Origin of the sequence: Liquorilactobacillus aquaticus DSM 21051, from assembly GCF_001436755.1 — a bacterium.
Taxonomy (GTDB): Bacteria; Bacillota; Bacilli; order Lactobacillales; family Lactobacillaceae; genus Liquorilactobacillus; species Liquorilactobacillus aquaticus.
The window spans coordinates 67,201-93,659 of sequence record NZ_AYZD01000011.1; the positions used below are offsets into that span (position 1 = coordinate 67,201).

22 protein-coding genes and 1 other annotated feature are annotated in these 26,459 nt (G+C 39.3%); of the genes, 5 read left to right on the forward strand and 17 right to left on the reverse strand.

Annotated features, from left to right (window positions below; all coding sequences use genetic code 11):
• The first annotated feature begins 21 nt into the window (after nucleotides 1-21).
• The 5 genes from aroC to FC19_RS02145 are packed head-to-tail and all read left to right on the forward strand — an operon-like array spanning nucleotide 22 to nucleotide 4,667.
• Nucleotides 22-1,188: a chorismate synthase gene (gene aroC, locus FC19_RS02125; protein WP_057875350.1), complete on the forward strand. Its 1,167-nt coding sequence runs from the start codon at nucleotides 22-24 to the stop codon at nucleotides 1,186-1,188.
• A gap of 16 nt (nucleotides 1,189-1,204) precedes the next feature.
• Nucleotides 1,205-1,732 carry a hypothetical protein gene (locus FC19_RS02130; protein WP_057875351.1) on the forward strand — a complete coding sequence of 176 codons (528 nt, stop codon included), beginning with the start codon at nucleotides 1,205-1,207 and terminating at the stop codon, nucleotides 1,730-1,732.
• 5 nt (nucleotides 1,733-1,737) lie between these two features.
• Complete coding sequence (gene aroA, locus FC19_RS02135; protein ID WP_057875352.1) at nucleotides 1,738-3,051, forward strand: 3-phosphoshikimate 1-carboxyvinyltransferase; 1,314 nt, start codon at nucleotides 1,738-1,740, stop codon at nucleotides 3,049-3,051.
• A gap of 6 nt (nucleotides 3,052-3,057) precedes the next feature.
• Nucleotides 3,058-4,152, forward strand: coding sequence for a prephenate dehydrogenase (locus tag FC19_RS02140; RefSeq protein ID WP_057875353.1), 1,095 nt, complete (start codon nucleotides 3,058-3,060; stop codon nucleotides 4,150-4,152).
• Nucleotides 4,153-4,157: 5 nt separating this feature from the next.
• Nucleotides 4,158-4,667, forward strand: coding sequence for a shikimate kinase (locus FC19_RS02145; protein ID WP_057875354.1), 510 nt, complete (start codon nucleotides 4,158-4,160; stop codon nucleotides 4,665-4,667).
• Nucleotides 4,668-4,770: 103 nt separating this feature from the next.
• Here the strand turns inward: FC19_RS02145 and FC19_RS02150 are convergent, their stop codons facing one another.
• The 17 genes from FC19_RS02150 to FC19_RS02235 form a co-directional block, all read right to left on the reverse strand.
• Complete coding sequence (locus FC19_RS02150; RefSeq protein WP_057875355.1) at nucleotides 4,771-6,006, reverse strand: dihydrolipoamide acetyltransferase family protein; 1,236 nt, start codon at nucleotides 6,004-6,006, stop codon at nucleotides 4,771-4,773.
• A 13-nt stretch (nucleotides 6,007-6,019) separates the two neighbouring features.
• Nucleotides 6,020-7,051: an alpha-ketoacid dehydrogenase subunit beta gene (locus FC19_RS02155; RefSeq protein WP_057875356.1), complete on the reverse strand. Its 1,032-nt coding sequence runs from the start codon at nucleotides 7,049-7,051 to the stop codon at nucleotides 6,020-6,022.
• 23 nt (nucleotides 7,052-7,074) lie between these two features.
• On the reverse strand, nucleotides 7,075-8,043 hold the full coding sequence (locus tag FC19_RS02160; RefSeq protein WP_057875357.1) for a thiamine pyrophosphate-dependent dehydrogenase E1 component subunit alpha: 969 nt from the start codon (nucleotides 8,041-8,043) through the stop codon (nucleotides 7,075-7,077).
• Nucleotides 8,044-8,127: 84 nt separating this feature from the next.
• Nucleotides 8,128-9,480 (reverse strand): dihydrolipoyl dehydrogenase, encoded by a 1,353-nt coding sequence (gene lpdA / locus FC19_RS02165; RefSeq protein ID WP_057875358.1) that lies wholly within the window; start codon nucleotides 9,478-9,480, stop codon nucleotides 8,128-8,130.
• Nucleotides 9,481-9,903: 423 nt separating this feature from the next.
• A complete protein-coding gene (locus FC19_RS02175) occupies nucleotides 9,904-11,709 on the reverse strand; it encodes a sigma-54-dependent Fis family transcriptional regulator (RefSeq protein ID WP_057875360.1) in 1,806 nt (601 codons plus the stop codon).
• Nucleotides 11,710-11,896: 187 nt separating this feature from the next.
• Nucleotides 11,897-13,081: a pyridoxal phosphate-dependent aminotransferase gene (locus FC19_RS02180; RefSeq protein WP_057875361.1), complete on the reverse strand. Its 1,185-nt coding sequence runs from the start codon at nucleotides 13,079-13,081 to the stop codon at nucleotides 11,897-11,899.
• A gap of 79 nt (nucleotides 13,082-13,160) precedes the next feature.
• On the reverse strand, nucleotides 13,161-14,306 hold the full coding sequence (locus FC19_RS02185; protein ID WP_057875362.1) for an ArgE/DapE family deacylase: 1,146 nt from the start codon (nucleotides 14,304-14,306) through the stop codon (nucleotides 13,161-13,163).
• A 45-nt stretch (nucleotides 14,307-14,351) separates the two neighbouring features.
• Nucleotides 14,352-15,053, reverse strand: a complete 702-nt coding sequence (locus FC19_RS02190) for a methionine ABC transporter permease (protein ID WP_057875363.1) — start codon at nucleotides 15,051-15,053, stop codon at nucleotides 14,352-14,354.
• Nucleotides 15,046-16,128: a methionine ABC transporter ATP-binding protein gene (locus tag FC19_RS02195; RefSeq protein ID WP_057875364.1), complete on the reverse strand. Its 1,083-nt coding sequence runs from the start codon at nucleotides 16,126-16,128 to the stop codon at nucleotides 15,046-15,048. The genes FC19_RS02190 and FC19_RS02195 overlap by 8 nt, the downstream gene beginning before the upstream one ends.
• A 55-nt stretch (nucleotides 16,129-16,183) precedes the next feature.
• Nucleotides 16,184-17,026 carry a MetQ/NlpA family ABC transporter substrate-binding protein gene (locus FC19_RS02200; protein WP_057875365.1) on the reverse strand — a complete coding sequence of 281 codons (843 nt, stop codon included), beginning with the start codon at nucleotides 17,024-17,026 and terminating at the stop codon, nucleotides 16,184-16,186.
• A gap of 99 nt (nucleotides 17,027-17,125) precedes the next feature.
• Nucleotides 17,126-17,387 (reverse strand) — a binding site (T-box leader).
• An 88-nt stretch (nucleotides 17,388-17,475) separates the two neighbouring features.
• Nucleotides 17,476-18,315 carry a homoserine O-acetyltransferase/O-succinyltransferase family protein gene (locus tag FC19_RS02205; RefSeq protein WP_057875366.1) on the reverse strand — a complete coding sequence of 280 codons (840 nt, stop codon included), beginning with the start codon at nucleotides 18,313-18,315 and terminating at the stop codon, nucleotides 17,476-17,478.
• 389 nt (nucleotides 18,316-18,704) lie between these two features.
• Nucleotides 18,705-20,822 carry a cation:proton antiporter gene (locus FC19_RS02210; protein WP_057875367.1) on the reverse strand — a complete coding sequence of 706 codons (2,118 nt, stop codon included), beginning with the start codon at nucleotides 20,820-20,822 and terminating at the stop codon, nucleotides 18,705-18,707.
• 169 nt (nucleotides 20,823-20,991) lie between these two features.
• Nucleotides 20,992-21,582 carry a uracil-DNA glycosylase family protein gene (locus FC19_RS02215; protein WP_235809301.1) on the reverse strand — a complete coding sequence of 197 codons (591 nt, stop codon included), beginning with the start codon at nucleotides 21,580-21,582 and terminating at the stop codon, nucleotides 20,992-20,994.
• 202 nt (nucleotides 21,583-21,784) lie between these two features.
• On the reverse strand, nucleotides 21,785-22,600 hold the full coding sequence (locus FC19_RS02220; RefSeq protein WP_057875368.1) for an SPFH domain-containing protein: 816 nt from the start codon (nucleotides 22,598-22,600) through the stop codon (nucleotides 21,785-21,787).
• A 31-nt stretch (nucleotides 22,601-22,631) separates the two neighbouring features.
• A complete protein-coding gene (locus FC19_RS02225) occupies nucleotides 22,632-22,976 on the reverse strand; it encodes an Arc family DNA-binding protein (protein ID WP_057875369.1) in 345 nt (114 codons plus the stop codon).
• Nucleotides 22,977-23,046: 70 nt separating this feature from the next.
• Nucleotides 23,047-25,980 carry a DUF3427 domain-containing protein gene (locus tag FC19_RS02230; RefSeq protein WP_057875370.1) on the reverse strand — a complete coding sequence of 978 codons (2,934 nt, stop codon included), beginning with the start codon at nucleotides 25,978-25,980 and terminating at the stop codon, nucleotides 23,047-23,049.
• Nucleotides 25,973-26,392 (reverse strand): (deoxy)nucleoside triphosphate pyrophosphohydrolase, encoded by a 420-nt coding sequence (locus tag FC19_RS02235; RefSeq protein WP_083488295.1) that lies wholly within the window; start codon nucleotides 26,390-26,392, stop codon nucleotides 25,973-25,975. Before FC19_RS02235 ends, FC19_RS02230 begins: the two co-directional genes overlap by 8 nt.
• Nucleotides 26,393-26,459: the final 67 nt, after the last annotated feature.

Consider the following 26,459-nt stretch of genomic DNA (forward strand, 5'->3'; position numbering starts at 1 on the left):
AATAATTGGAGGTAGAATTTTATGTACTTTTTAACAGCTGGTGAATCCCATGGCCCACAACTTACCGGAATTATTGAAGGCCTTCCTGCTGGGTTAGAAATTAATGTAGAACTTATCAATCAAGCCTTAGCAGCACGGCAAGGTGGATATGGTCGTGGTAATCGCCAAAGAATAGAACATGATCAAGTTCAAATCGTTGGCGGTCTGCGTCACGGAATCACTCTTGGCTCTCCTTTGGCTTTGACAATTCAAAATCGGGATCATGCTCATTGGTCCAAAATTATGGATCCAATCAGTCCTGAAACAGCTGAAAATACCCTTCGCCGAGTGGATCGCCCTCGACCTGGACATGCTGACCTTGTCGGTGGCATGAAGTACCGCCATCGAGATCTGCGTAACGTTTTAGAACGCTCTTCCGCTCGAGAAACAGCTATGCGCGTTGCAATCGGATCGGTCTGTAAACAATTATTAAATCAGCTGGATATTGGTCTAATCGGTTATGTTCAACAGATTGGAAAAATTACTTGCTCCAAAGATTTTCCAACTAACGTTGCTCTAATTGAAGAAAAAATAGCACAAAATGACCTACGCATTTTAGATAACCAGCAGGCTTCGGACATACACAAATTGATCGATGATACTAAACGTGCGGGCAATACTCTCGGCGGCATCATTCGTGTTGTTGCCGAAAATGTGCCTGCCGGTTTAGGCAGCTATATCAGCTGGGATACTAAATTAGACGCAAAACTTGCCGCAGCTGTCATGGGAGTCAATGCTATGAAAGGTGTCGCAATCGGTGATGGATTTACAGCTGCAACAAACTTAGGCAGCGAAGTAATGGACCCTATCACTTGGAATGAAAAAGACGGCTGGAGCAGACTATCCAACCACCTTGGTGGATTTGAAGGTGGAATGACTAACGGAATGCCAATAATAGTTCAAGCTGCAATGAAGCCTATTCCTACTCTCTACAAAGCTCTTCAAAGCGTTAATCTTAAAACACGGGAAATTCAAAAAGCAAATGTCGAACGTTCAGATACCACTGCAATCGTCCCAGCCTCAATTGTCATTGAGAGTGTGGTCGCCATCGAGCTAGCTAAGGTTATCACTGACACTTTTGAAAGCAGTAATATGTCACGACTACAGCGGGAAATGGCCGATTATCGTCAAGAACTAAAAGAATATTAATTTCGAGGTGAACTCAGTGATTATTCATACTCTTGGTCCACAGGAAACCGACAGCAACGATGCGGCTCACTATTACCTTGACAGAAATACAAGCATCAAAGCACAAATTATTTTGCATAATAGCTATGAAGAAATTATCAATACTTTTCCAAAATACAGAAATGAATTTTTCTTAGTGCCAACAGCGTTCAAATCAGCCAAATTTAACATGAGTTGGGGAGAACTACATTACCGTTATCTGAGCCAACTGATCTTAAAAGATTGTTTTTTACATTCATTGAATCCATTGGTGGTTCTTGAAAACTGCGGGCAAAAAAACGGGATCGCCTATTCCCATCCTGCGACGGCACAACTATTAATTACACACGTTCAACCAAGCCAAATACGATACTGTCCCAGCAAGTATCTGGCATATCAGCAATATCTCCAGGATGGACAGTACAGCTTGACAAACGAAAGGAATATTTCACTTTCTTCAAACGAAAAGATCCTCGCGCGCTACGAATCGCAAATGATCTGGAGTCTATATCAAATTAAGGGGTAATTAAAATGACACCAAAAAAAATGTTCAAACTACCTGAATCGGGTTTGCACGGAAAATTACTGCTTCCTGGAGACAAGAGTATTTCTCATCGAGCCCTTTTAATAGGTGCTATCAGCAATGGTAAGACAGTTATCAAGCATTTCTTGCGTTCTGATGATTGTCTGAATACACTTCAAGCCATCAAAAATCTAGGAATTTTTGTTGAACAACATAGTACAGATATCATCATTCATGGCAAGGGCCTTTACGGTTTACAACCAGCTAGCCAGCCGCTCGACATGGGTAATTCCGGTACAACAACACGTTTAATAATGGGCTTGTTGGCAGGACAGCCTTTTAGGAGCAAATTGATCGGAGATTCATCGCTGCAGAAAAGGCCGATGCGTCGGGTAAGCGAACCTTTAGCTGCAATGGGCGCAAAAATTCAAACAGCCCCCGCTGGAACATTGCCGGTTAAGATTGATGGTCAGCCACTCCATGGAACCAAAATTAAGCTACAGATTGCCAGCGCCCAGGTCAAAAGTGCACTCATTTTGGCAGCCTTACAAGCAAACAGCCCCTCAACAATCATTGAGAAGCTGCCTACAAGGGACCATACAGAACGAATGCTGCGTAAATTTGGAGCTGATGTTCAAACTGCCCCAGATAAATTGACAATTACTGTTCAACCGCATCCCAAGCTTGAAGGCCAAACTGTTACCGTTCCTGGTGACATGTCATCAGCAGCCTTTTTCCTCGTTGCGGCAACAATCATTCCTAACTCGAATATAACTTTGTGCAATGTCAACATCAACAAAACACGAACAGGCATCCTCAAGGCATTGTTAAAAATGGGCGCGAATATTAAAATCACCAAACTTGAATCTCAAGAAGAACCTGTTGCGGACATTCAAGTCAAATATGCACCGCTTACTCCGATTAAACTCAGTGCGAAAGATATCCCAGCAATTATTGATGAGCTTCCTTTGATTGCACTCCTTGCTGCATGCGCAAATGGCCAAAGCACCATTACTGGAGCACAAGAGCTTCGCTTTAAGGAAACCGATCGCATTGCAACTGTCGCTCAAGAACTACGCAAATTAGGCGTTCAACTGAAAGAGTTGCCAGACGGCCTGATTATTGAGGGACAATCTGCATGGCAGATAACTGACTCTACTTTGGATAGTCATGGCGATCACCGTATTGGGATGATGATGACCATTGCAGCTTTACGATCAACTGATGACCTTTTATTAAACAATCCCGAAGCAGTTTCAATTTCTTATCCTAATTTTTTTAGTGATTTAAGTTCACTACTCAAAACAAGAACGGAAGTGTAGCATAGCATGAAAATTGTCTTCATCAAAGGGCTAGGTTTAATTGGAAGTTCCCTAATCAGAGCAATTCGTATGCAGCATCCAACCTTCAAAATAGTTGGCGTCGATGCAGACGAAAAAGCCTGTGCATATGCGCTAGAACACAAATTGATCGATCAAGCCGCTACTGACCTGAATGAAGCGGCAATTGCAGACTTTATCATCTTAGCTACTCCAGTCTCCACGATTATTAAAGATCTGCAACAACTCGCTGAACTTTCATTAAAAGAAAAAGTGATTATCACCGATGTCGGCAGTACCAAACAAGAAGTTCTAAAAGCTGCTATTCCCTTGCAAAAAAAGGGCATAACCTTTATTGGAGGACACCCAATGGCTGGTTCACACAAAACTGGCGTAACAGCAGGTCGAGCTGATCTTTTTGAAAATGCTTTTTACTTTCTTGTAAATACTGAAACTCATGACTTAGCATATTTGCAGCTTCAACAGTTGTTGCAGAGCACAAAAGTAAAATGGCTTTTGATTTCCGCTGAAGAACATGATCAATTAGTGGGTCAAATCAGTCATTTGCCGCATATCATTGCGTCCGCGCTTGTTAATCAGACCCAAAATTTTTTTGCAGATTCACCTCTAGGGATGCGGATGGCCGCTGGCGGTTTCAAGTCAATAACAAGGATCGCCTCTTCTGACCCAATGATGTGGAGTGCGATTCTGCAATCCAATTCTCAAATTATTGTCGAACAGATCAAACAGTATGTCGACGAATTAGAGAGCATTAAGCTTGCGATTGAAAGCGACGATCATGATCAGATTTTTTCGTTCTTTGAATCCGCTAAAAATAGTCGTGACCAGCTTGGACCTGAAAAGGTTGGCCAATTGCCCGATTTTTTTGACCTTTTTATAAATATCGCTGATCAAATTGGCTCAATTGCCAACATTACACAATTACTTGCGCTCAATCGAATCAATCTTGTGAATATTCATATTTTGGAGATTAGAGAAGATATTGATGGTGTCTTGCAACTTACTTTTATGCGTGAAAGAGACCGCATTCAGGCTGAAAATATATTAACCCGAAATCACTACATTATCCTACGAAGGAGCTGAAGAGAATGAAAGCTATTTTAATCGGTTTTATGGGCAGTGGAAAAACAACTATCGGAAAACTTTTAGCAGAAAAACTTAACTTGCCACATGTTGATCTTGATGATCAGATCACAGCTGCAGCAGGAATTGCGATTACTGACATATTCAGCCAGCATGGTGAAAACTATTTTCGTCAACTTGAGCATGAAGTTCTACTGAATGCAATATCGCAAGAAGGTATCCTTTCGACCGGTGGCGGAACCCCAACTCAATCCGAAAACCTAACAGCCTTGAAAAAAGCTGAAATTCCAGTTATTTTACTGGAGGCTGCTGCAGACACGATTCTAGAACGTGTCAGTGGTGATATTGAAAGACCACTTGTGAATTCTTTGGACAGAGACGGCCTAACTTCTCTAAAAGAAAAACGACAACCAAAATACCAAGCATGTGCTGATTTAACTATCAAAACAGATGGCTCAAGTCCTGAAAAAATTGTCACACAGATTTTAAACTATTTAAACAGACAAACTGACTAAACCAATTTTGCACAAGAGTACCTTTTGAAATCAAGACACGAAAAAAACACCTTGAAAACACCTGCAACATACGTTCTCAAGATGATTTTTTTATTTTTCTACACTACAGCATTAATGTATAAGGATCCTCAAGGTAAGAAACAATTTTAGCCAAAAAGTCGGCAGCCGGAGCACCGTCAATGATTTGATGATCAAAGGTTAAACTTAATGGTAGCTTAGATAATTTTTTAATCTCTCCGCTCTCGCCTAAAGCAAGTTCATTTACTAATGTGCCAACACCTAAAATTCCAATTTCAGGTTGATTAATGACCGGGGTAAAATACTCGACTCCGCTTCGCCCTAAATTGCTAATCGTAAAGGTCCCGCCGCTATAAGCGCTACTATCAAGTATACCTTCGCGCGCGTCTGTTATTATGCTGTTCAACGATTGGCCTAATTCTGTCAACGTCATTGAACCCGCTCCTTTAACAACCGGAACCACTAGCCCGTCATCTAATGCAACTGCCATACCAATATTGATACTCTCAACCTGCTCGTACTCACCGTCATGGTACCATGCGTTCATCGCTGGTGTATCTTTCAGTGCCAAAATCACAGCTTTAGCTAGCAAAGTTGTAATGCTTAGTTGCCCATCGACTAACGGCTGGCTGATTTTCTTTTTCATATCCTGTCTAAATTCCATCAAACTTGTAACATCAGCTTTACGCTGCAAAGTAACCTGAGCCGTATTCTGCAGACTGCTCATCATCCTCTGCGCAATGATCTGACGCATACCAGTTAGCCCAGCTCCTGCTGAAGCCGTTACGGAAGCTGCAGGCTGCTCTTTGGTTGGAACATAATTTTCAACATCCCGTCTGGTGATCCTGCCATTGCCGCCGGTCCCATGAATCTGACGATAATCAAGTCCTTTTTCTTCAGCTATTTTACGTGCTAGAGGTGTAATAAAGATTCGATTCATCCCGTTTTCGGAATGTGACTTTTCAGGCACAGTATCGACCGCCTCTGCCGCTTCTGCTGATCCTTTTTCAGGCTCAGGTACATCTTGTTTCTGTACTTGAGCCTCTTGCTCTTGGGCAGTCTCATTTCCACCAGCTGTTTCTCCTGCCTCACCAATATATCCAATCGGATCTTTGCATTTCGCATCCTCACCCTCAGGAACGACTATTTTAATCAGTGTTCCATCGGCAGGAGCATCAACATCGCCAGTCAGCTTTTCAGAACTGATTGTGGCGACAATATCACCTTTCTTGACTTTGTCTCCTTCATTTTTGGTCCATTTATAAACCGTTCCTTCCGTCATGGTCAAACCAAGTTTTGGCATTATAATTTCCGTTGCCATGCTTACACCCCCTTTACTTTTTCAAGTCTTCAATCAATTCTGCAGCAGTTTCAAGCACCCGTTCAGCACTAGGCAGATATAGTTGTTCAAGATTGGTTGCAAATGGAACGGGTGTATTTGGCGCACACACTTTTTTGATTGGACCGTCTAGGTAATCAAATGCCTGATCACCCACAACTGAGGCAATATCCGTTGCTGTATTGTTATGTGGATTTGCTTCATCGATTACTATTAAACGTCCTGTTTTCTTGACGGAATTGATTACAGTTTCCTGATCCCATGGAGCAACCGTAATCAGATCAATAACTTCAACCTCAATACCATCTTTAGCCAATTGATCAGCGACTTCCAACGCAACGTAAAGCATCTTACCAATAGTGACGATCGTAAGATCCTTGCCCTCTCGTTTTATTTTTGCCTTACCGATTTCAACTTTATAATATTCTTCTGGGACTTCATCCTTTATTCCATAAAGTGTTTTATCCTCTGAAAAAACAACGACATTGTCATCTTCAATTGCTGATATCAAAAGCCCCTTAGCATCATATGGATTAGAAGGGACTACAACTTTAATTCCTGGGATTGATGCTAAAATTCCATAATAAGAACCGGAATGTTGTGCCGCAGCGCTGGCACCTGCTCCATGACAAGTCCGAATTGTCATGGGAATCTTTGCTTTGCCCCCGAACATATAGCGCATCTTAGAGCCTTGAGCTAAAACTGTATCTAAACAAAATCCGATAAAATCATTAAACATCAATTCTGGGACGGGCCGCAAACCTGTAGCGGCCGCACCTACCGAGGCTCCCATATAGCCCATTTCGGAAATTGGAGTATCAATAACCCGTTCCCGACCATATTTAGGCATCAGTCCTTTAGTCACACCAAACACTCCACCCCAGGCGTCTTCATTTTCTTTCTCTAAATGTTCTACTCCGGCTCCACCAGCAATATCTTCACCTAAAAGAATGACACGTTCATCCTTCTCCATTGCCATATCTAAGCCTTCATTGATCGCTTTCATAAATGTTATTCGTCTTGCCATTTTGCATTCTCCTTTCTTCTAAATCAATCAACAAAAACATCTTCATACAGAGACTCTGGCTTTGGAATCGGACTTTCTTCAGCAAACTTAATGGCGTGTTCAATATCTTTAACTGAGTTTTCTTCGATCCCGTCTGCTTTCTTAGCACTTAGCAATTTTTTAGAAATTGCATATTTACGAAACTCTTTTAGGCAATCGCGCTCAGCCAACTCTTTTTCCGTACCTTCCTTGGCTTTATATTTCTGTTCATCACCTTCAAAATGGCCATAATTCCGATAAGTAACACATTCTATAATAGATGGGCCCTCGCCTTTTCGAGCACGATCAATTGCTTTACCCGCTGCTTCATAGACAGCCATAAGATCTTTTCCATCAACAGTTTCGCCTGGAATTCCGTATGCTGATGCGCGATCGGCAATGTGTTCAGAGCCAGAAGCATATTTTTGCGGAGTAGCTTCACCAAATGAATTATTTTCATTTACGAAAACAACCGGCAGTTTCCAAATTGATGCCATATTGATGCTTTCGTGGAATGTTCCTTCGTTAGCAGCTCCATCACCAAAGAAACAAACTGCAACATCATCTGTTTTTAGATACTTGTTACGCAGAGCAGCCCCAATTGCAATCGGGAAACCACCACCAACCATTCCGTTAGCTCCTAACATTCCCTTATCGATGTCCGCAATATGCATTGATCCACCTTTACCTTTGCAAAGCCCAGTTTCTTTACCATATATTTCAGCCATCATTTTATCTAAATCACAGCCCTTAGCAATACAGTGCCCATGTCCACGGTGAGTACTGGTAATGTAGTCATTATCTGTTAGGTGCGCACAGACACCAGTTGCGATTGCCTCTTCGCCAGCATATAAATGGACAAAACCTGGTATTGAACCCGCTGAAAAAATTTGATGCACCTCGTCTTCAAAATTACGAATGTCGTTCATTTTTTTATAGATCCATTCTGCTCGTTCTCTCGTTAACTTGTCCATATCTATTACCTCCTTGTATTGTTAAAATATGAATTATAAATACCGTTAAAACATCCATTGACTTTTAAAATATCTTGACATCATTTAATTATGAATTGCTTTGCCAAATAACGAAGCAGCAACCTCGCCTGTTAATTCTGACAATGTTGGATGTGCAAAAATGATCTTGTCTAACTCATCGACCGTCCCTTCCGCCTCACAAACAGCTAGAATAGTATGAATCATTTCGGTGGCATTACTTCCCACAATAACAGCGCCCAATATTTCATGATATTTTTTTTCACTTATAATTTTTACAAACCCATTTGTTTCCTCACCAGCAATTGCCTTTCCATTGCCGCTGTATGGAGCACTTTTAACAACTACATCGAAGCCTTTGTCTTTTGCTTGACCTTCACTCAGTCCAAAACTTGCAACTTCCGGATCAGTATACAAACATCGTGGAATGTAGCGCTGTGCTACTGGCGGCCTCTGCTGTCCGGAAATTATATCTACTACCCGAATACCCTCTGCACTTGCAGTGTGGGCTAGTTGGTATCCGCTAATTGCATCACCGATCGCATAAATATGCGGAACGCTTGTCTGATAGTGCCGATCGACCTTGATGAAACGTTTACTTTCATCTAGAGCCATTTCCGCCTGTGCTGCTAACTCCAGATTAGCTCTGCGGCCGGTGGCAACTAGCAGCTGATCAAACGTATACATTCCATCATCAGTTTGCACTTTCTGAGAAGAGACTCGCTTGATCTTTACACCAGCCTTGACCGTGATGCCCATGCTTTGCAATTTTCTTTTAATTATCAAACGTGCGTCCTCGTCTTCAGTCAACAAAATATCTGGTGCAACTTCGAGTAAGGTTACTTCGACACCTAAAGGTTGCATTGCAAAAGCCAGTTCAACTGCAATGATTCCACCTCCGATAACAACCAGTTTTTGAGGCAGTTCCGTCATTTGAAAAAATGTGTCTGTTGTTAAATACTCGATCTTATCTATACCTTCAATTGGTGGAACAAATGGATGGCCTCCCGCTGCTAGGAGGATATCCTTCGCAGCTATTTGGTTGCCGTCGACACTTAACTGATGTTCATTTGTAAAAGAAGCCTCACCCTCAATATACGTGATGTGATTCGCCTTAAATAAGTGTTTAATGCCTCCTTGAAGTGTTGCTACAACACGATCCTTCCGCTGCACTAATTTTGGGAAATCAACTTTCTTAATTTCCATTTCAATTCCTAATCTTTGAGCTTCTTGGGCAGCTAATATCCAATGGCTATGTTTTAAATAACTCTTTGACGGTATGCACCCAGCATTCAGGCACACACCACCAATGTCTTTCTTTTCAATCACCGCGACTTTTTTACCCATCTGTGCCGCATGAATTGCAGCAATATAGCCTCCTGGGCCCGCGCCAACAACTGCGATATCATAACTTGTCATAGTTTACATCCCTCCTCACGAAAGTCCTTATCATTTTCTTGTTCCGCTCACTTAAAGATAAAAGCAAATTTCATGCCAACACTTTTGCTAGTTGTTAGTTGAAGTCCAATTACATTGAACTTTTTTATAATTTAAAATAACTCTTCGATCAAGAGATACTTTTATTAAATCATCATATGTTTTCTCAAACTTTTTTCTTGTAATCATCTTCAATACTCTAAAAAAGCGAACTATGGTTTGATTTATCAAATCATAGTTCGCTTTATAATAATTCATAATCTAACTCTCTAAATATTAATTCAATTCGCTAACAATACTCCTTTAACTTGACGTATTTTTAAATTTACGGTTTCTTTAAAAGACATAGCAAAATGTTACACATGAAACATTTTGTTTCATTAAAAATACTGAACAATTCGTCCTCTATTTCAAACCGTACTTTTTCATTTTTCGATAAAGAGTCGTCCTAGATACATTCAAATCATGTGCTGTTTTACTAATATGATAATGATTTTCCTCCAATTTGCGCCGCAAAGCATCTGCTTCCCCCGGTTGTTCTCGCTCCTTTGCACATTCTCGTACACGTTCAGAACTAATTAGTGGGGTTTCATTGTTTTTCTTAAGTAATGCACCATTCTCTATCAACTTTTTAAGCTGCTCTCTTGTCGGCTTTTGAAACTCATAGAAAAGATGCAAGCGTTCTAAAAAGTTATTAAATTCGCGAATATTACCGTACCAGGAATAAGCACAACTTATACTATAAACTTCTTCTTGCCAATCAATTCGCCACCTTCTAGATTTGCAAAATGCAGCGATTAACTGTTTTATATCTTCTTTCCTTTTACGCAAGGGAGGGATCTGAATAGGGCAAACATAGAGCCGATAAAAAAGATCTTCACGAAATTTTTTTTGAAGAACCAATTTACGTAAGTCCTGGTTACTAGCCGTTACTAACCGAAAAGAAACTTTTTTTGGTACACCATTGAGCGGCATAATCTTCTTTTCTTCGACTACCCGCAACAGTGCTGTCTGCATCTGTGCTGACATACTTTCAATCTCATCTAAGAATAAGGTTCCACCCTCTGCTTGTTCAATTTTTCCTTTTTGCCCTTTGGCATTAGACCCAGTAAATGCTCCAGGAGCATAACCAAAGAGTTCACTCTCAAGCAAGTTTTGATTTATAGCACCGCAATTGATGGCCACAAGTGGTCCCTTCTTGACTTTGCTATTGTAATGAATCGTTTGAGCAATAACTTCTTTTCCTGTACCTGATTCCCCGAAAAGATGGATTGGCAAGTTGCTGCCGGCTAAATGCAAAACCTGTTGCAAAAATTGTTGATACTCCTTATTTGCAGTTGGAACACCAGGATAATAGTATTTTTTTTGAGGAGACACATCGGAAAAAATGTGAATTTTATACCCTATCACATCATCTTTAAAATATATTTTTTCACTTTTGTATATTGTCTTACTATCCATATACATATGAATATCTTTACCTACATCGAAATATTCTAAGTATTTCTCAGGGACGCTGACCAATTTGAAATGCGTATCACATAGAAGATCATTTTGCTGATGAAGCGCACTATACTGCAGCAATTCCTTCCGACGTTCAAGTTCTTCTTTCATCAAAACATTCGAAATACGCTGTGTCAGCAGCGTCAGCATTAAAAATGCATCCTTAGCAGATTCATTATGCAAAGTAGAAACATCTAGAATACCCAAAAGTTTGCCCTCCTCATCAAAAATAGGTGAGGCCGAACAGCTCCATTGCCTTGATGCGTAAGCATAATGCTGATTCAAAGAAACATACTCGTCTTTTTTAGTCCGTAATGCGATCCCAATTGCATTAGTTCCAACGTTGAGTTCGGTCCACTTCGTTCCTTCTCTGAAATAAAACTCATTTGCATGTTCTTTCGCCTGAATGTTACCACCACGCCACAAGATACTACCTGTTTCATCCGTTAAGATAAATACTGGTTGTTTTAAAACCAAATCATTCTCAATTAATCTAATTTGCTTTTTGGTAACTTCAATCAGATTTTTATACCGTTGCTGCTTGCTGGCGAGTTCCGAAGCCGAAAGGATCTTTTGTGGTCTAACAAGATACGGATCGATCTCAGCACGCGAACAAAGTTTCCACGATTCGGCTATCTTTGTATCCAGTGCATTTACAACAAACTCGTCCCCAGAAATAAATTGTTTCCACAACTGCTGATCATGCATGAACTCAACCTCCCTTCAAAAAAACGAAAAAAGCGCTCTCCATCTATATTATATATGAGATCGCTTTTATTACTACTTTTTAGTTTTTTGTTGTTTAGTTGAAGATTATTTTCAAAAAAACCGCGTAATTTAAGTAGTTTTTAACTAGTCAGTATATGTTGTTAAACTCGACATCTTTCTTTTGCTGCTACTCCTTTTTGAATAAATGCAGCTTGCCAATCCTTTGTACAGCTTCAATCAATCTTTCAGGAGAAACGAGCAGTCCAATTCGAACATACCCGTCTCCCATTTCTCCGAAACCCTTCCCAGGAGCGACAGCCACATTAGCTTTATTCAGGAGAAGATCTGCAAAGCTTTCACTTGTGTATCCATCAGGCACCGGCATCCATGTATAAAAGGTTCCCCCAGGAACGAATGCATGCCAGCCAATTTTATCCGCCTCAGAGATAAATGCATCTCGCCGCTGCTGATAACGAGCTACCAAACCATTAATTTCTTCTTCCCTTTTCTCAGACCGCAAGGCCTCAAGCCCCGCTTCTTGAATTGCTGGGAAAACACTGACAAATAAATGGTCTTGAATCAGATTCAGGGCTTCAATAATATCTGGATTTCCGATGGCAAAAGCCAACCGCCAACCGGCCATGTTAAATGTTTTAGAAAATGTATAGATTTCAATTCCAACATCTTTAGCATCCTCGGCTTGCAAGAAACTTGGATTTTTATAATTATCAAAACCTAATGCACCATATGCAAAATCACTCACAACTCCAATATCGTACTTCTTGGCAAACGCAACAGTTTGCTGGTAGAACTCCTCCGTTGCAACAGCACCAGTTGGATTGTTCGGATAGTTTAAATAAATGAACTTAGCTCTTTGTGCAACTTCCGCAGGAATTTGATTGTAATCCGGCAAAAAGCCATTTTCTCTACGTAAAGGAATCGTATCATATTTTACTTTTCCTAAAGCAACACCTGACAGATAATCTGGATAACCAGGGTCTGGTAATATCAGACTTTCACCTGAATTCATCAAAGCCCAAGGAAGTTCTACCAAGCCGATCTTTGATCCACCTAAAATCGCGATTTCCTTTTCAGGATCGACTTCAACACCATATTCCTGTTTGTAAAAATCAGCAGCAGCCTGCTTTAATTCAGCCAAGCCCCTGAATGGAGAATATTTATGTGTCCTTGGATTCTCCGCTGCCTTTTTAAGTGCCGCAACAATATAGTCAAACGTCGGTTGATCCGGATTTCCCTGTCCTAGGTTAATTACATCATTTCCTGCGTCAATTTTTTTATTTACTTTTGCCACCAATGCTGCAAAAAACTGCGCTGGCAGTTTCTTTAGCATTTCTGATTCGTCAAATTTCATTAGCTGTTCCCTCTCAATCCAAACTATCTCTCACACACGCTTGCCACTTCAAAAACATTACCTGCGAGCTTGCGGATACCTATTCAAAAAATTTTAACGCAATTTTCTTGTAAATCTCGATTGTTTTCAAATAACTGTCAACTGTTGTATACTCATTTGCTTGATGTGCAACCTTCCATGCATCAGGGCCTAAGACAATAACAGGCATTGTCGGATTACTTTGAATAAACACACTCGCATCTGTGGCACCATTAATTGTCTCTAAATTAATCTTACGATCTTGATACTGCCCGGCTGCAATTTTTAGTGCCGCTTTTACAAAACTATTATCAGGTGGTGTTCCAACCGGATAAAAATTATGCACAATTGAGAGTTCCAAGTTGAACAGACTTTCATGATTTATTTCTTTAATTTTATTCTGTATTCGCTCAATTACCTGATCATTATTGTATTTTTTCGTAGGACGGATATTCCCATAGAGTTCCGCATAACTTGGAATGCTATTAACCTGTTGACCACCTTTAATTACTGTAACACTGTGTTGAACACGTCCTAAAAAAGGATCTGACGGAGCATCATCAAACAGTGTTTCTTCCGCATTGATGTACTGCACTAGGCCATTGATCGCATTGACGCCTTGCGCTGGTCGGGAACTATGTGCAGATCTGCCATAACACTTAATTTGATAGTTTAAACTTCCTGAATGAGCATAGATGATTTGTCCGCTTGTCGGTTCACCCACAATCATTGCAGTAATATCACTCGCTACGTCCTGGGAACACAATCGATACGCTCCTTGCGCCCCGTACTCTTCGCCTGCAGTTGCCACAAAACGTACGATTCCATTGAGGGCATGCTGTTCTTCAGTTAATTCAATCAGTGCAATTATCTGTGCAGCAAGTCCACTTTTCATATCTGCGGCACCACGTCCAAAAATTTTTCCATCTATAACCTGGGCTGAAAAGGGGGCATACTTCCACTCGTTCTTTTCTGCAACTGCAACAGTATCTTGATGTCCAGTGAAACATAAAGTGCCCCTGCTCCCCACCGTGCCGATCTCAGCGATCAGGTTAGCTCGCGTATTGTCAAAGCGATCTAGTCTAACTGCGATGTTTTTTTCCTTAAACAACGCCGCAATGTATTCAGAAATTTCAAGCTCATTACCATTTACAGACTGAATCTTAATCAAGTCTGTTAGTATTTTAATTTTTTCTTTTTTTTTCATAAGTCATCGCATCTCTCTAAAAAGATAACAGCAGCAGTTACTGAATCAAATGTTTTTGTGATTTAAGACTCTCGCCAAAAAGTCTCCGATCAACTGCACAAGCAACACAAAAATCAATACCAGCAAAGTAGCAACAAATGTGGTGTCGTTTGCAAAACGGTTGTAGCCATAAGCAATTGCCATATTACCTAAACCACCGGCACCAATGGCTCCAGCCATTGCTGTTAGGCCAATCAAGCTGATCAACGTAACAGTTGTTACCCTGATCAATTCCGAACGTGCTTCACGCAGGTAAACATCAAAAACAATATCACTGAAAGTAGCCCCTAAAGATTGCGCGGCTTCAATAATGCCATGATCAACACTAGCCAGTGCCACTTGCACCTGGCGCGCATAAAATGGGAAAACACCTAACGAAAGTGGGACAAGCGCAGCTGTTGTTCCGATTTGTGTCCCAACGATTTTCTGTGTAACCGGTGCAATAAACGCCAGTAAAATAATAAACGGAATAGCTCTGAAAAAGGAAACGACTTTATCGAAGAAACTAAAAGTTCCTCGGTTAGGCAGAATACCATCTGAATCTGTTAAAACAAGGCCTATTCCAAATACGAGACCTAAAATTCCACCAAAAATAGCAGACCAAAATGTCATATAAAGCGTTTGTCCAATCGCTGGAAGCCACCCACCATCACCGTTCCAACCTTGATACACAACATTTGGAAAATACTTAGCAAATAATTCAGCCATTGAATACTTCACCTTCTTCCACTTTAGTTACAATAATGTCTTGTTCTTTCAAAAATTTAATAGCTTTTTTACGATTCTCCACGCTTCCTTTAACAATTACAAAAAGCGCACCAACAGGTGTCCCCTGAAGAATTTCGATATTCCCATAGATGATGTTGGCAATAACATCAAAATCTTTATACAGCTTAACTATCAAGGATTCGCTAACCGATGAACCGATATAAGTCAATTGAATGCATTCTTGATCATCATCAAGCTGTACCAGCTTAGCAGCCTTCAAAGTTGCTAATGCTTTGGAAGAGGCGCTCTCTGTCCCAACAAATTCTCTCGTCAATTTGTGCTTAGCATTCGTAAAAATATCTAACAGATTTCCGGTTTCAATAATTTCACCGTTTTCCATGACCGCTACGCGATCTGCAATCCGCTTGACAGCTTCCATTTCGTGCGTAATCAAAACAACTGTTAAGCCTAATTCATTGTTCAGTCGTTTCAATAAATCGAGAATCTGGATTGTATTCTTAGGATCTAAAGCTGAAGTGCCTTCATCCGAAATCAATATTTCCGGATCATTTGCCAATGCTCGTGCAATAGCAACACGCTGCTGCTGTCCGCCCGACAACTGTGAAGGATAAGCATTTGCACGGTCCTCTAAGCCTACCAACTTCAACAGATCTAAGGCTTTAGATGCTATTTCCTTCTCCTTCAACGAGCTGTGCTTAAGTGCAAACTCAACATTTTGAACAACCGTTTGTTCATTAAGAAGATTAAAATGCTGAAAGATCATTCCTATTTTACGCCGCTTCTTCCTCAACTTGTTAGTTTCAATTACTTTTTCATGTCCATCCGTGTTTTCATAAAAAAGATCGCCATTAATTTTGGCTTTTCCAGAAGTTGGTTTTTGCAGCAAGTTAATAACTCTTACAAGAGTTGATTTCCCAGCTCCTGAATATCCGACAATTCCATAAATATCTCCTCTATTGATATCCAAAGAAACATTTTTTACAGCTTCAATCGTTTGGTTTTTCTGTTTGAAAGTAACACTAATATTATCCAGTTCAATAATTTTTTCTGTCATACTGCTGCACCTCATGACTTTCATAAATTGCTGTGTCTGCTCAACAGGGAAGCGCCTACTTCAACTTAATATCCCATGCTGGTACCTCGGCAGTCCCGTATGCATCCTTAATAGCCTTTTTAGTTGCCTCTGTCTGATAAGCTTTTACAACTTCTTTATAAGCTTTTTTATTTTTGTCCTTTTTATTTGCCGCAATAATGTTTATCCATTGCTCGGAGTCTTTGTTGACCGGTTCTACATAGATCGCAGACTTATAACTGATTCCGGCAGTCTGGGCATAGTTACCATTGATAACAGCCGCTGTAACATCTGATAGTGAACGCGCAGTCTGACTTGCATCAAGCTCCTTAATTTGAAGATTCTTAGGGTTTTTAGCAATCGATTTAACTGTTGCCAGCTTGGTATTAGGCTTCAATGTGATGAGTCCTGCATTCTTCAAAACATACAAGGCACGTGACTCATTGGTTGCATCATTTGGGATAGCAATCGTTGCCCCATTTTCGATGTCTTTGACACTTTTTACTTTGTTAGAGTACAGACGAATCGGTATGATAATGGTCTTACCGATTGCTTCAATACTCGTTTTATTTGCCTTATTCCATGCATCTAAGAAAGCATAGTGCTGAAACGAATTAAGATCAACATTGCCGCTCGTCAATGCCTTGTTAGGCTGTGAATAGTCAGTAAATTTTTTAAATTTCAAATTAAGATTGTATTTGTCTTTAGCTGTTTTGGAAACGGCCTTCCAAACTTGATCATCTTGTTTAGAACCTGACATAATTCCGATGGTGACCGTCTCAGCTTCGGCTTTCTTTCCACCGCCAAAACTAAAGTAACCTGCAACAATAATAACTAATAAAATCAGTATCCCGATAATGTATTTTAATGATTTTTTCATTTAATTTTCTCCCCTATACGTTTTTTTAATTAAATATGAATACGATAAACTAAAGAAGAAGTCTTTTTGGTTTTCAAACAAAAAAACATCCGTCCTCTAAAAAAGGACGGATGCTCTCCGTGATGCCACCTTCGTTCGCAGCCAGCTCACGCCAGACTACCTCGATAAGATACACTGCTGTACTTCACTCCTAAAATAAAGCAGTATAACTTTGCATCATTAACGGACGCAACTCCGTCAGCGGCTAAACATCACCGCTACCATTCCAAGTCCATATTCCAAATCTTCATCACACTTCTTCGCACCAACCAGAAGCTCTCTTAGAGAATCCAACATGTACTCTACTCTTCAATATGTTTATCGTTCATATAATTATTATAATCGTATTTTAACTTAATTAAAAAAATTGTCAAGTGTTTTTAACTAAAGATATCTCGGTTTCTCGCAATTCAACGTTCATAAGCCACAATACTTTTGTTCCTAGAAATAAAAACTTTTTTGAGCCAGTTATCATAAAATCTTCTTTGTGTATCTTCCCAGCTGAAAATAGGTTCTTCCATCTTTTCTGGATATTTAAAATAATGTTCTGGTTTGACCAAACTCTCTTCATTCTCCGGATAGGCCGCTATTTCACGCTGATATTCTTTCAAAAGCGCTTCTTTATCATACTCCAAGTGTGAAAATAGAAATGTCTGAGATTCTTCTGCCGCTTCTACCAAAGTCAAACGGTCCTTCATATCTGAAGCCAAAATAGTGAGGGCCTCCTGTTCAGCAATCTGCTGGTGGTCCATTTCAGCATAACGAGCATGGGGGGCTAAAAAACCGTCATGAAAATTTTGCAAAAGGGCACTTTCTGAGTGAATGACATTTGGATAAATACCAAAAACCTTAGTCGGCATCATATTTTTTTGTATCCCATAGAAATAATTAAGCGCAGCCATAGCTCCCCAGCAAACATATAACTGCTCAATTAGACTTTTTTCCAAAGTATCGAGCAGTTTTTCTATTTCAGGCATGTAACGAATTTCTCTGAAATCCAGTTTTTCAATCGGTGCTCCTGAAATAATAAACGCATCTTGCTGTTTTACTTCTTCTAAGTCAAGCGGACTGGCAATCTGTTGAAGTCTCTCTGGAACTGACCGTTTTTCGTAGTGTGTTACCGGATAATAAAAAGTTAAATCAACTGGCATATTTTTATTGGTCAGTACTTTGGCAAATTGTTTCTGCGATTCTTCTTTGTTATGCATCAAATTAAGGATTCCAATTTTTACTCTTTCCTGCTTTTTCATCGCGTTTCTCCTTTTTACAAGCTGTTTTTAGCCATTAAATCGAATATCTTAATTTCGTTTTCTTCGTCGAAAATACAAAAAAGGCACCAACCTCAGTGAGATTCGTGCCTCCAAGCATAGAATTGCTATTTTTAGAAGATGAGCAGCTCAACTGCCAATGCAGAAACAGCAATACTCCAAAATAGACGTATTCCAAATGCCTGTGCACGAAATACGACAACAACAACTGTGTACTGTTTCTGCATTAAAAGTTCCCATCCTCAACCCTCAATTCTTAATTATGTTAAATTTTACATTGCTCTTGACTAAAAAGCAAACTATTGCTAATTCTTAACCATGTTTTGCACTTTTACATTTATATCTCAATAAGCATTAGCAAATTTCGTAACTTATATTCCGACTTCTAAAATAATGCTTTGAGCCGCGATAATATCGTCATACAAAATCTTAGTTAAATTTCCACTGTACTTGCCTTCTATATGCCGATCTTTTATAAATCCGAGTTCAAATTGCAAGATACTCATTAAATCTACATTTTGCTGTGCCTCAACATCAAGCTGTGTGCGCACATTCAACTTTTCATTATTGATTTTTTCACGTAAAGCAATAACTATTCCTTTATCCGAATTTTGTTCATCAACTTTTTCAACAAACAAAGCAACATCATCCGCCGTCACATCATCAATCTCTTGCAGAGCTTCTGTCCAACGATGTCGCTGCTCATCATCTCTGTAAATCTGTACGAATGATATTTTTCGTTCAAGTTTTGTAATCTTACCTTGGATATATGTACGCTCCTCTTTATTTGTTGCCTTCAGCTTTTTTCGTTCAAGTTTCCCAATTCGACGTCGGTACTTTCTTACTCGATACTGTACTTTCTGTTTATCTGTTAAAAAGAGATTGAGCATTCTTTCCCAAGAGCGATACAACATATGCCAACATCTTATTCTATTTTTAAGTCCTCTCACGGTCTGCTGCTTGTATTTTCTACCCTCGTTCATTCTATGCCAGAGCTTGATTGCATCCGCTGATAACAAATCATCTTCAATTGCGTTTTCAACCGCGCGATTGCGGACATCATCCAATTCCTTAACCACTTTATTCCACGTTTGAGGATCTCGATTATATTTATATACCAGCTGCGTTTGAATGCGGTGTGTCAATTTTTGCCGTCGCTCATCTGAAATTTCTAAGGTATTGATATAAGCCAGCGCTGCATTCACAATTTCCTTATATGCTTGATCTAATTCATTGATATCGAACGTTTCTTGCTCTTTAGGTAAGATTCTAGGTAGCAGTATCAATGGAACAATCAAGCTGAATAAAATAACTAATGCTGAGATTGTTAAAATGCTTTCTCTAACTTTAAAAATCTGATGATTGGCTAAATAAAGTGGCAATGAAAAAGCCATCGCAAGAGTTACTGTGCCATGAACTCCTCCTAATGAAAAAACAAGTGCATCCTTAAAAACGTCTTTGGGTATTTTTTTATTTATTCGCTTTGCATCATAAAGTGCATAAAAATATCTCAGTAACAGCATACCAGCATAAATGAGAAAGGCAATTGTGATAATTCCAACACTTTTTTCAAGACGAAGACCAAAAACATTTTTCAGAATCGGCACTAGACTCAATCCCAAAATAACAAAAACCACACCATTTAATAATTGTGTAATAACTTTCCATAACTGTGTAATCAAATTATTCATTTGAGCAGAAACCAACAGTGTCCGGTTCCGTTCTTCATGATGGATAATTCCTGCAATCACAGCCGCAATAATACCTGAAACGCCTATTTTTTCTGCTGCAACATAGATTATTAACGGCGTTAAGAGTTGCAACAGAACTTGGGCCGTCATATCATCGAATTGTTTCCGTAGTAAATATTTACGTAATTGAATAACGAAAAAGCCTGCCGCCAAACCAAAAATAATTCCTCCCAAAGCAACAAAACCAAATTTTCGCAAAACCTCACTGACTGAGAGATGCCCTGTATTGATCCAAACGATCGCCAATTCTAAAGCAACGATACCAGTCGCATCGTTAAACATTGATTCAAGGTTTAATGAACGTTCAACCTTCGTGGGCATTATCAGACCATTATTAACCGAGTTTAAGGCAGTCGCATCTGTCGGTGTCACAATTGCTGCCAATGCAAGTGCGATTGCAAATGGCCAATTTAAGAAATGATGAATCCCCCAACCTATGATGATCATTGTTATCAATGCCAGCATGATTGAAAGGCGCAAGATGTTTTTTATATTTTGCGAGATCGTTTGTTTCTGTGTCTGCTGTCCCTCAAAAAATAGCAACGGGGCTATGACCAGCATCATAAACCATTCTGGGTCTAAGTTGACTATATAATTGGATAATGATGGTGTCATCGCGCACAGCAAGCCTAAAATTATTTGCCAAATAGATTGCGGAACAGCAGTAAATTTTTGTGCAATAAAATTCGCCAATATCACAGCCGTGACCAATAAAATTATTGAATAAATAAATGTCATAACACTGCCTCCAAACTCATATCAACTACGTACATATGGTAAAATAACCATTCAAAAATTACTGCTCAATTTTTTGACGTTCTATTAGAACTTCTGATGGAAATTTTAGGGTATGCGACAGGCTTTTTCAATAATTAACCATAAAATCTGCTAACATGTTTTTAATTATTCAAATTTTTAACAGGTTTTTTGTTTTCGTTTTTAATGCCGGTATCACTTGCGCATTAAACCATGGATTTTTAGACATCCATATTTGGTTGCGTGGTGAAGGATGTATTATTGGAAAATATTCTGGCAGATAGCGCTGATACTCGCGAACGACATCAGTTAATTTGGCAGAACTCTTCAAATTTAAATAATACTTGACTGCGTAACTTCCAACCAACACTGTCATTTGGATATCAGGCATCGTTTTTAATAAACAAGAGTGCCATTTAGCGGCAAAACCCCTTCTGGGAGGAAGATCTCCTGCTTTTCCTTTCCCAGGAAAATAAAAATCCATTGGAAGCACAGCGATCTTCCCCGACTGATAAAAAGTCTCATCTGAAACCCCGAGCCATTGCCGTAATCTTATCCCGCTTGCATCGTTCCAAATAATGTGTGTATCTTGCGCTTTTTTTCCGGGTGCCTGTCCGATAATTAAAATTTTGGCTTTGGGGCTTGCAGAATAAAGCGGTTTGATACCGCACCGGGTATATGCCGCGTTTTGCGGATCATTACATATTTCTTTATTAATTTCCTTATAGTCCGACTTTACCAATGTAACCCTCTCCTCAGTAAACATAATCTTTTTTATTGTAGCATTAACCACCATTTTGATCTTGCAAATGAACTTAAAATTTCACCTGGTGTATGCTAATCTACTAGAATTTTTAGACAAGAAAAAAAACTCCTTTTCGATTTTAGTTTTGGTTGGTAGTCGAAAACTATTATATCGAAAGGACGTTTTTACTTTAAATTATTTAATTGCTTTCCTGATCCAGCATTTTTTTGATAACTGGTACCTGACCTAAAGTTGTCATTTCATCTTTTGATAAGACAACCAAATTAGTATTGGAATTTGCCAAGCCTTCAAAGGCATGAATACTTTGATCTTTAAAGTAATTGCCATTAACATCTTTCAAACTATCTTGGATCTTATTAATCCGATAGCTCTCAGCATCCGCTCGTGTTTTGGTTGCTTGTGCTTGAGCCTGAGCTGTTTCAATAAGTGCTCTATTTTGAGCATCTGTAGTCAACTTGATATTCTGTGCTTGTCCCTGTGCCTTGGCAATCGTCGCGATTCGTTCACGATCAGCAGTCAGTTGTTTGTCCATCGCCTCTTGAATTGCAGCAGAAGGTGTCAGCTCGTCAATATTAACACGGTCAACATTGATTCCATAAACATTCGTCAGATCTCCAATCGCAGCAGCTAGATCTGCATTTATTTTCGATGTTGAACCGAGTGCATCAGTTAAATCCAAGCGTCCGATAATATCACGTAAATGCCCGCGGACCAATTGAGCCATTGATTCGACAGAATCAGTGTTCTCATACGTATATTTTTGTGCATCAGTAACATGATAATTAAGTGTCACACTCGCTTTAATATCCGCATTATCTTTAGTAATTACCGAATACTGCGATAGCTGTAAAGGCCTCATTGCTAAGTTGACCGAGCGAATACGTTGAATAAAAGGAATATAGAAGTGCAATCCTGCTTCGACATTTTTGCGATATTTTCCTAAAGTCTCTACTAATCCCTGACAATTCTGTTGCACAATTTTAATTCCAAACAATATAAAATTCCCCCTGTTGCGCCAGACATGCTTAAAGTTCAACCGGCCTTAGCGTTAATATATTACCATTGGCTTCAATCACGATATAACTCTTATCCGAATTGAAATCCAAATTACTTTCGATCAAGTAACGATAAAAAATTCCGTTAACCTGCACTAAACCATTACTCTGATCAATCTGTTTACTAGAAATAACCTGCCCAATAAACTGCCGATGCTCAAGTGAAGTCACCGGTTTATCAGTTAGCCCTAATTCATCTTCAATCATTGTCTGAATCATGCTGTTAACGCTTCTGTTCTGTTCTTTCGCACGTATTTCAAGCTTTTTTTTCAACTCTTGAGGCAACCGTAGTAAAAACGTTGCGGTTTTCTCCATGAAGATCACTTCCTTGCAAGTTAGAATCGCTTCATACGATATATTAATGATATCATTTAGATATCATTAGTCAACCGTTTATTTCACTATCAGTATCCGTCAGCAGCTTATAATAGCGATGTTGTACAGGATCTTTCAAACGAAGGTCCAGTGCAACAATTGCTTTCTTATGTCCGTTTTTCCCTAAAATCATTTTTTCAGATGCTGAATCTCTGATTATTTCACTCTCACCCAAATAGAAGAAGTCTTTACCTTCAGCATCACTTTTCTTGACGAATAAATGAATTTTAACGATCGGATTTCCTTCTCCATCAGTCTGCAATAGTTTCCGAACTTCATCTGAATAAAGATGACGCGGGCTGCGTGTAAACCAACGAATGATAGATGTACTCAAAAATGCATTCTCATAGTTCTCACCCTTGTGTTTTACATTCTTATCTTTTGTATAGGTTATAAAAATAGGGCAATCATTTTTGCCTACACGATAACCATACATTGGTGCACTTACATCTTTTTTCCAATTCAAGAGGCGACAAACATCTTTACGCGTATATTTTTGGTAAAGTGTAAAAGGAACTGCAGGGTCAAAAGATCTAGCCTTTAAAAGACCTGTTTTCACGATGTCCTTGAATAAGAACTTAAAAAAAACATTTTTATTGAGCATTGTCAAAATGTCCTGGTTCAAATAATAGTTTCCTTCTTCATGATAAACCAGCGGTTGTCCTCCGTATCGATCTGACTTGAAGTTTTTTCCTGCTTTGACATGAAAAAATTCAAGACTTAAAATTGCATCCACTGACTTTAAAACAGCACTATTCACGTAACAACCTTTTTTATACAATACATCAACAAATTGTGTTTCTGTTATTATTCTTTTTTGCATTAATTCTCGTAACAGCAGCAGTTCATGCCTTCTCATCCCGTTCAATAATTCTTTTGTCAAAAAGTACAAAACTTTGTCTTGGTAAGATGTTAATTTGATGCTCTCTTTCATTTTCAAAAGGAAATGATAATAATTGGGCAAGAGATTATTATTTGCAAACACTATTGGATCAATAGAACCGTATTTTTCAAAGTCAATAAGGAGCGGAATTCTTCCAATTTTGCGTTTCAATTCCTGATAATCTTTCCGCATCTCCATCAGTGAATCCAGCTTGGTCGCTTGAATTGAGGCATAGATCTGCTGCCGTGCAATTTCAGTGAAGTTGATCGTAGAAATCCCAATAGTCGGCTGCAAACTGACTTCACTTCGTGCATTATCCTTATTTCGTGATCGGTCTCCCGTCAAAGCCATTGGTATCAAGTAATTGTTCTTATAGTTTCCGATAAAGTCTAGAATCGTCACATATTCCTTATGCGGAAATTTGCGCAAACCACGGCCAAGCTGCTGGATAAACACAATGCTTGATTGTGTGTTGCGCAGCATTACAATCTGATTAAGACAAGGAATATCAATCCCTTCGTTAAATATATTAACCGTCACAATATACTCAATTACGCCATTCTCAAGCATTTCAATCGTTTTTTCGCGTGTTTGAATTGTTTCATCTGTAAGTGCGACCGCTGGGTGACCTTTTTCCGTCATCAATTTTGCAAGTTCGTACGCTTCTTTTTGACGACTACAAAAAAGCAATCCGTGGACTTTATCGCCTGAACATCCATAATACTCTAACTGTTCCAGTACATAAGCAACACGTTCTTTTGAAGCTAGGTGACGCAGTGGTGACTTTTCATCGATTAACTTTCCCTGATATTCATAATCTCGCAGTCCTACATAATGAAACGGTGTCAGCATCTGCTCATTTAATGCGTCTTGTAGTCTGATTTCATAAGCAATATTATAGTCGAATAATTGATAAACATTAAAATCATCAGTTCGTTCGGGTGTTGCAGTCATCCCCAAATAAAATTCTGGTTTGAAATAGTTCAACACTCGACGGTAACTTTTGGAACCAGTTCGATGGGCTTCATCGACAAGAATATAATCAAACTCTTCAGGTGTGAAATGTTTAAGGCTTTCCAGCTTGGACAGCGTTTGAATTGTCGCAAATAGATATTTTGCATTTTTATCAGTGTGCTGTCCTGACAAAATACCAAAGTTGCTTGCTGGTCCGCCGAGTACTTTCCGAAAACTTAGCCGCGCTTTTTCTAGTATTTGTTCACGATGAACAATAAATAAGAAACGTCGCGGTTTAAATTGCCTAACATCAAAGGCACCTAAATATGTTTTTCCCGTTCCAGTCGCCGAAATGACTAACCCGCGATGTTCGCCACTTTCCCGCAATTCTCGGAGTTTTTGCAAAGCCTGTCGCTGCATTTTGTTTGGTATGATCTCTGAGGTTTCTGGATATGCAGCTTTGTCTTCGTTGATGAGCTGGTCCGCTTCTTTAACAATCTCAGTTCTCTTTTTTGCAAAAAGATATTTATATTCGTCCAACCACTTCTGCGTTAATGGCACTGCCTTTGTCCACGCATACGAAACTTCATCACTGATCTGTTTAGTGATTGCGCCTTCCGCATATGAAGTAAAACGGATATTCCATTCATAATTGCGCAGCAAAGCTGATCTTGTCAGATTAGAACTACCGATAATCACCGATTGATAATTCTGCTTCGCATGCTGAAACAAATAGCCCTTAGCATGAAAACCTGCTTGCTGTAGTATTCTGACATTCAAATTCGAAATTTTCAGCAATTCAGTAAAGACCTTAGGTTGATTAAAGTACAAATAATTTGAAGTCAAGATCCTTCCATGGACACCACGCAAATTAAGATCAGCAAGCACAGCTTTTAATGGTGTCAACATATCATCCGTGATAAAGGCAACTGCAAAAGTAAAAGTCGAACAATTGTTTAACTCATATCTAATTCGTTCCCAGACCGTTTCTTGTTGACTATTATTCAGCAATTGTGGAGAAAACTCAGCTGCTGCATAGTTTTCCTTCTGATCAACGTACCCATTTAAAATAGCGGTTTGCAGCTCACGCTTTATGATGTCAGTCATCAAAATTCACCCTTTTCAAATCAGTTTTTGCGATTTTTTCAATAATCGGCCAATTTGCTGGTGCCCAATCCAATTTTTTTAACTCTGAGGATTGAACCCAGCAAATTTGACTATGCGCAATCAGGTTAAAATTTTGCGTCAGCAATTTAGCATAATAAACTTTTAAGTTAACTGTTCCAAAAGTATATTCGTGATGCACTTCCATTGCAGCTTGCGGACCAGTAATGATTTTATCAGAGAACTCTTCCGCAAGTTCTCTTTTAAGCGCTGCTTGCGGTGTTTCATTTCCTTGAATTTTTCCTCCAGGAAATTCCCACATTCCTCCCAGCATTCGATCGGGGTTCCTCTTTGCCGCTAGAATACGATTATTTCTAAGTAATGCGGCACCTACTACATAAATATCTTTTTTCACTTCCATTACTCCTTCACTATTCACGCCTGCATTGAGTATAACAAACACTACTTAATTTCTCTGATTT

Excerpts from the sequence above, each read along its gene's own strand:
- aroC (WP_057875350.1), top strand. The coding sequence starts at position 22 with ATGTACTTTTTAACAGCTGGTGAATCCCATGGCCCACAACTTACCGGA.
- aroA (WP_057875352.1), top strand. The coding sequence starts at position 1,738 with ATGACACCAAAAAAAATGTTCAAACTACCTGAATCGGGTTTGCACGGA.
- FC19_RS02140 (WP_057875353.1), top strand. The coding sequence starts at position 3,058 with ATGAAAATTGTCTTCATCAAAGGGCTAGGTTTAATTGGAAGTTCCCTA.
- FC19_RS02145 (WP_057875354.1), top strand. The coding sequence starts at position 4,158 with ATGAAAGCTATTTTAATCGGTTTTATGGGCAGTGGAAAAACAACTATC.
- FC19_RS02150 (WP_057875355.1), bottom strand. The coding sequence starts at position 6,006 with ATGGCAACGGAAATTATAATGCCAAAACTTGGTTTGACCATGACGGAA.
- FC19_RS02155 (WP_057875356.1), bottom strand. The coding sequence starts at position 7,051 with ATGGCAAGACGAATAACATTTATGAAAGCGATCAATGAAGGCTTAGAT.
- FC19_RS02160 (WP_057875357.1), bottom strand. The coding sequence starts at position 8,043 with ATGGACAAGTTAACGAGAGAACGAGCAGAATGGATCTATAAAAAAATG.
- lpdA (WP_057875358.1), bottom strand. The coding sequence starts at position 9,480 with ATGACAAGTTATGATATCGCAGTTGTTGGCGCGGGCCCAGGAGGCTAT.
- FC19_RS02175 (WP_057875360.1), bottom strand. The coding sequence starts at position 11,709 with ATGCATGATCAGCAGTTGTGGAAACAATTTATTTCTGGGGACGAGTTT.
- FC19_RS02180 (WP_057875361.1), bottom strand. The coding sequence starts at position 13,081 with ATGAAATTTGACGAATCAGAAATGCTAAAGAAACTGCCAGCGCAGTTT.
- FC19_RS02185 (WP_057875362.1), bottom strand. The coding sequence starts at position 14,306 with ATGAAAAAAAAAGAAAAAATTAAAATACTAACAGACTTGATTAAGATT.
- FC19_RS02190 (WP_057875363.1), bottom strand. The coding sequence starts at position 15,053 with ATGGCTGAATTATTTGCTAAGTATTTTCCAAATGTTGTGTATCAAGGT.
- FC19_RS02195 (WP_057875364.1), bottom strand. The coding sequence starts at position 16,128 with ATGACAGAAAAAATTATTGAACTGGATAATATTAGTGTTACTTTCAAA.
- FC19_RS02200 (WP_057875365.1), bottom strand. The coding sequence starts at position 17,026 with ATGAAAAAATCATTAAAATACATTATCGGGATACTGATTTTATTAGTT.
- FC19_RS02205 (WP_057875366.1), bottom strand. The coding sequence starts at position 18,315 with ATGAAAAAGCAGGAAAGAGTAAAAATTGGAATCCTTAATTTGATGCAT.
- FC19_RS02210 (WP_057875367.1), bottom strand. The coding sequence starts at position 20,822 with ATGACATTTATTTATTCAATAATTTTATTGGTCACGGCTGTGATATTG.
- FC19_RS02225 (WP_057875369.1), bottom strand. The coding sequence starts at position 22,976 with ATGGAGAAAACCGCAACGTTTTTACTACGGTTGCCTCAAGAGTTGAAA.
- FC19_RS02230 (WP_057875370.1), bottom strand. The coding sequence starts at position 25,980 with ATGACTGACATCATAAAGCGTGAGCTGCAAACCGCTATTTTAAATGGG.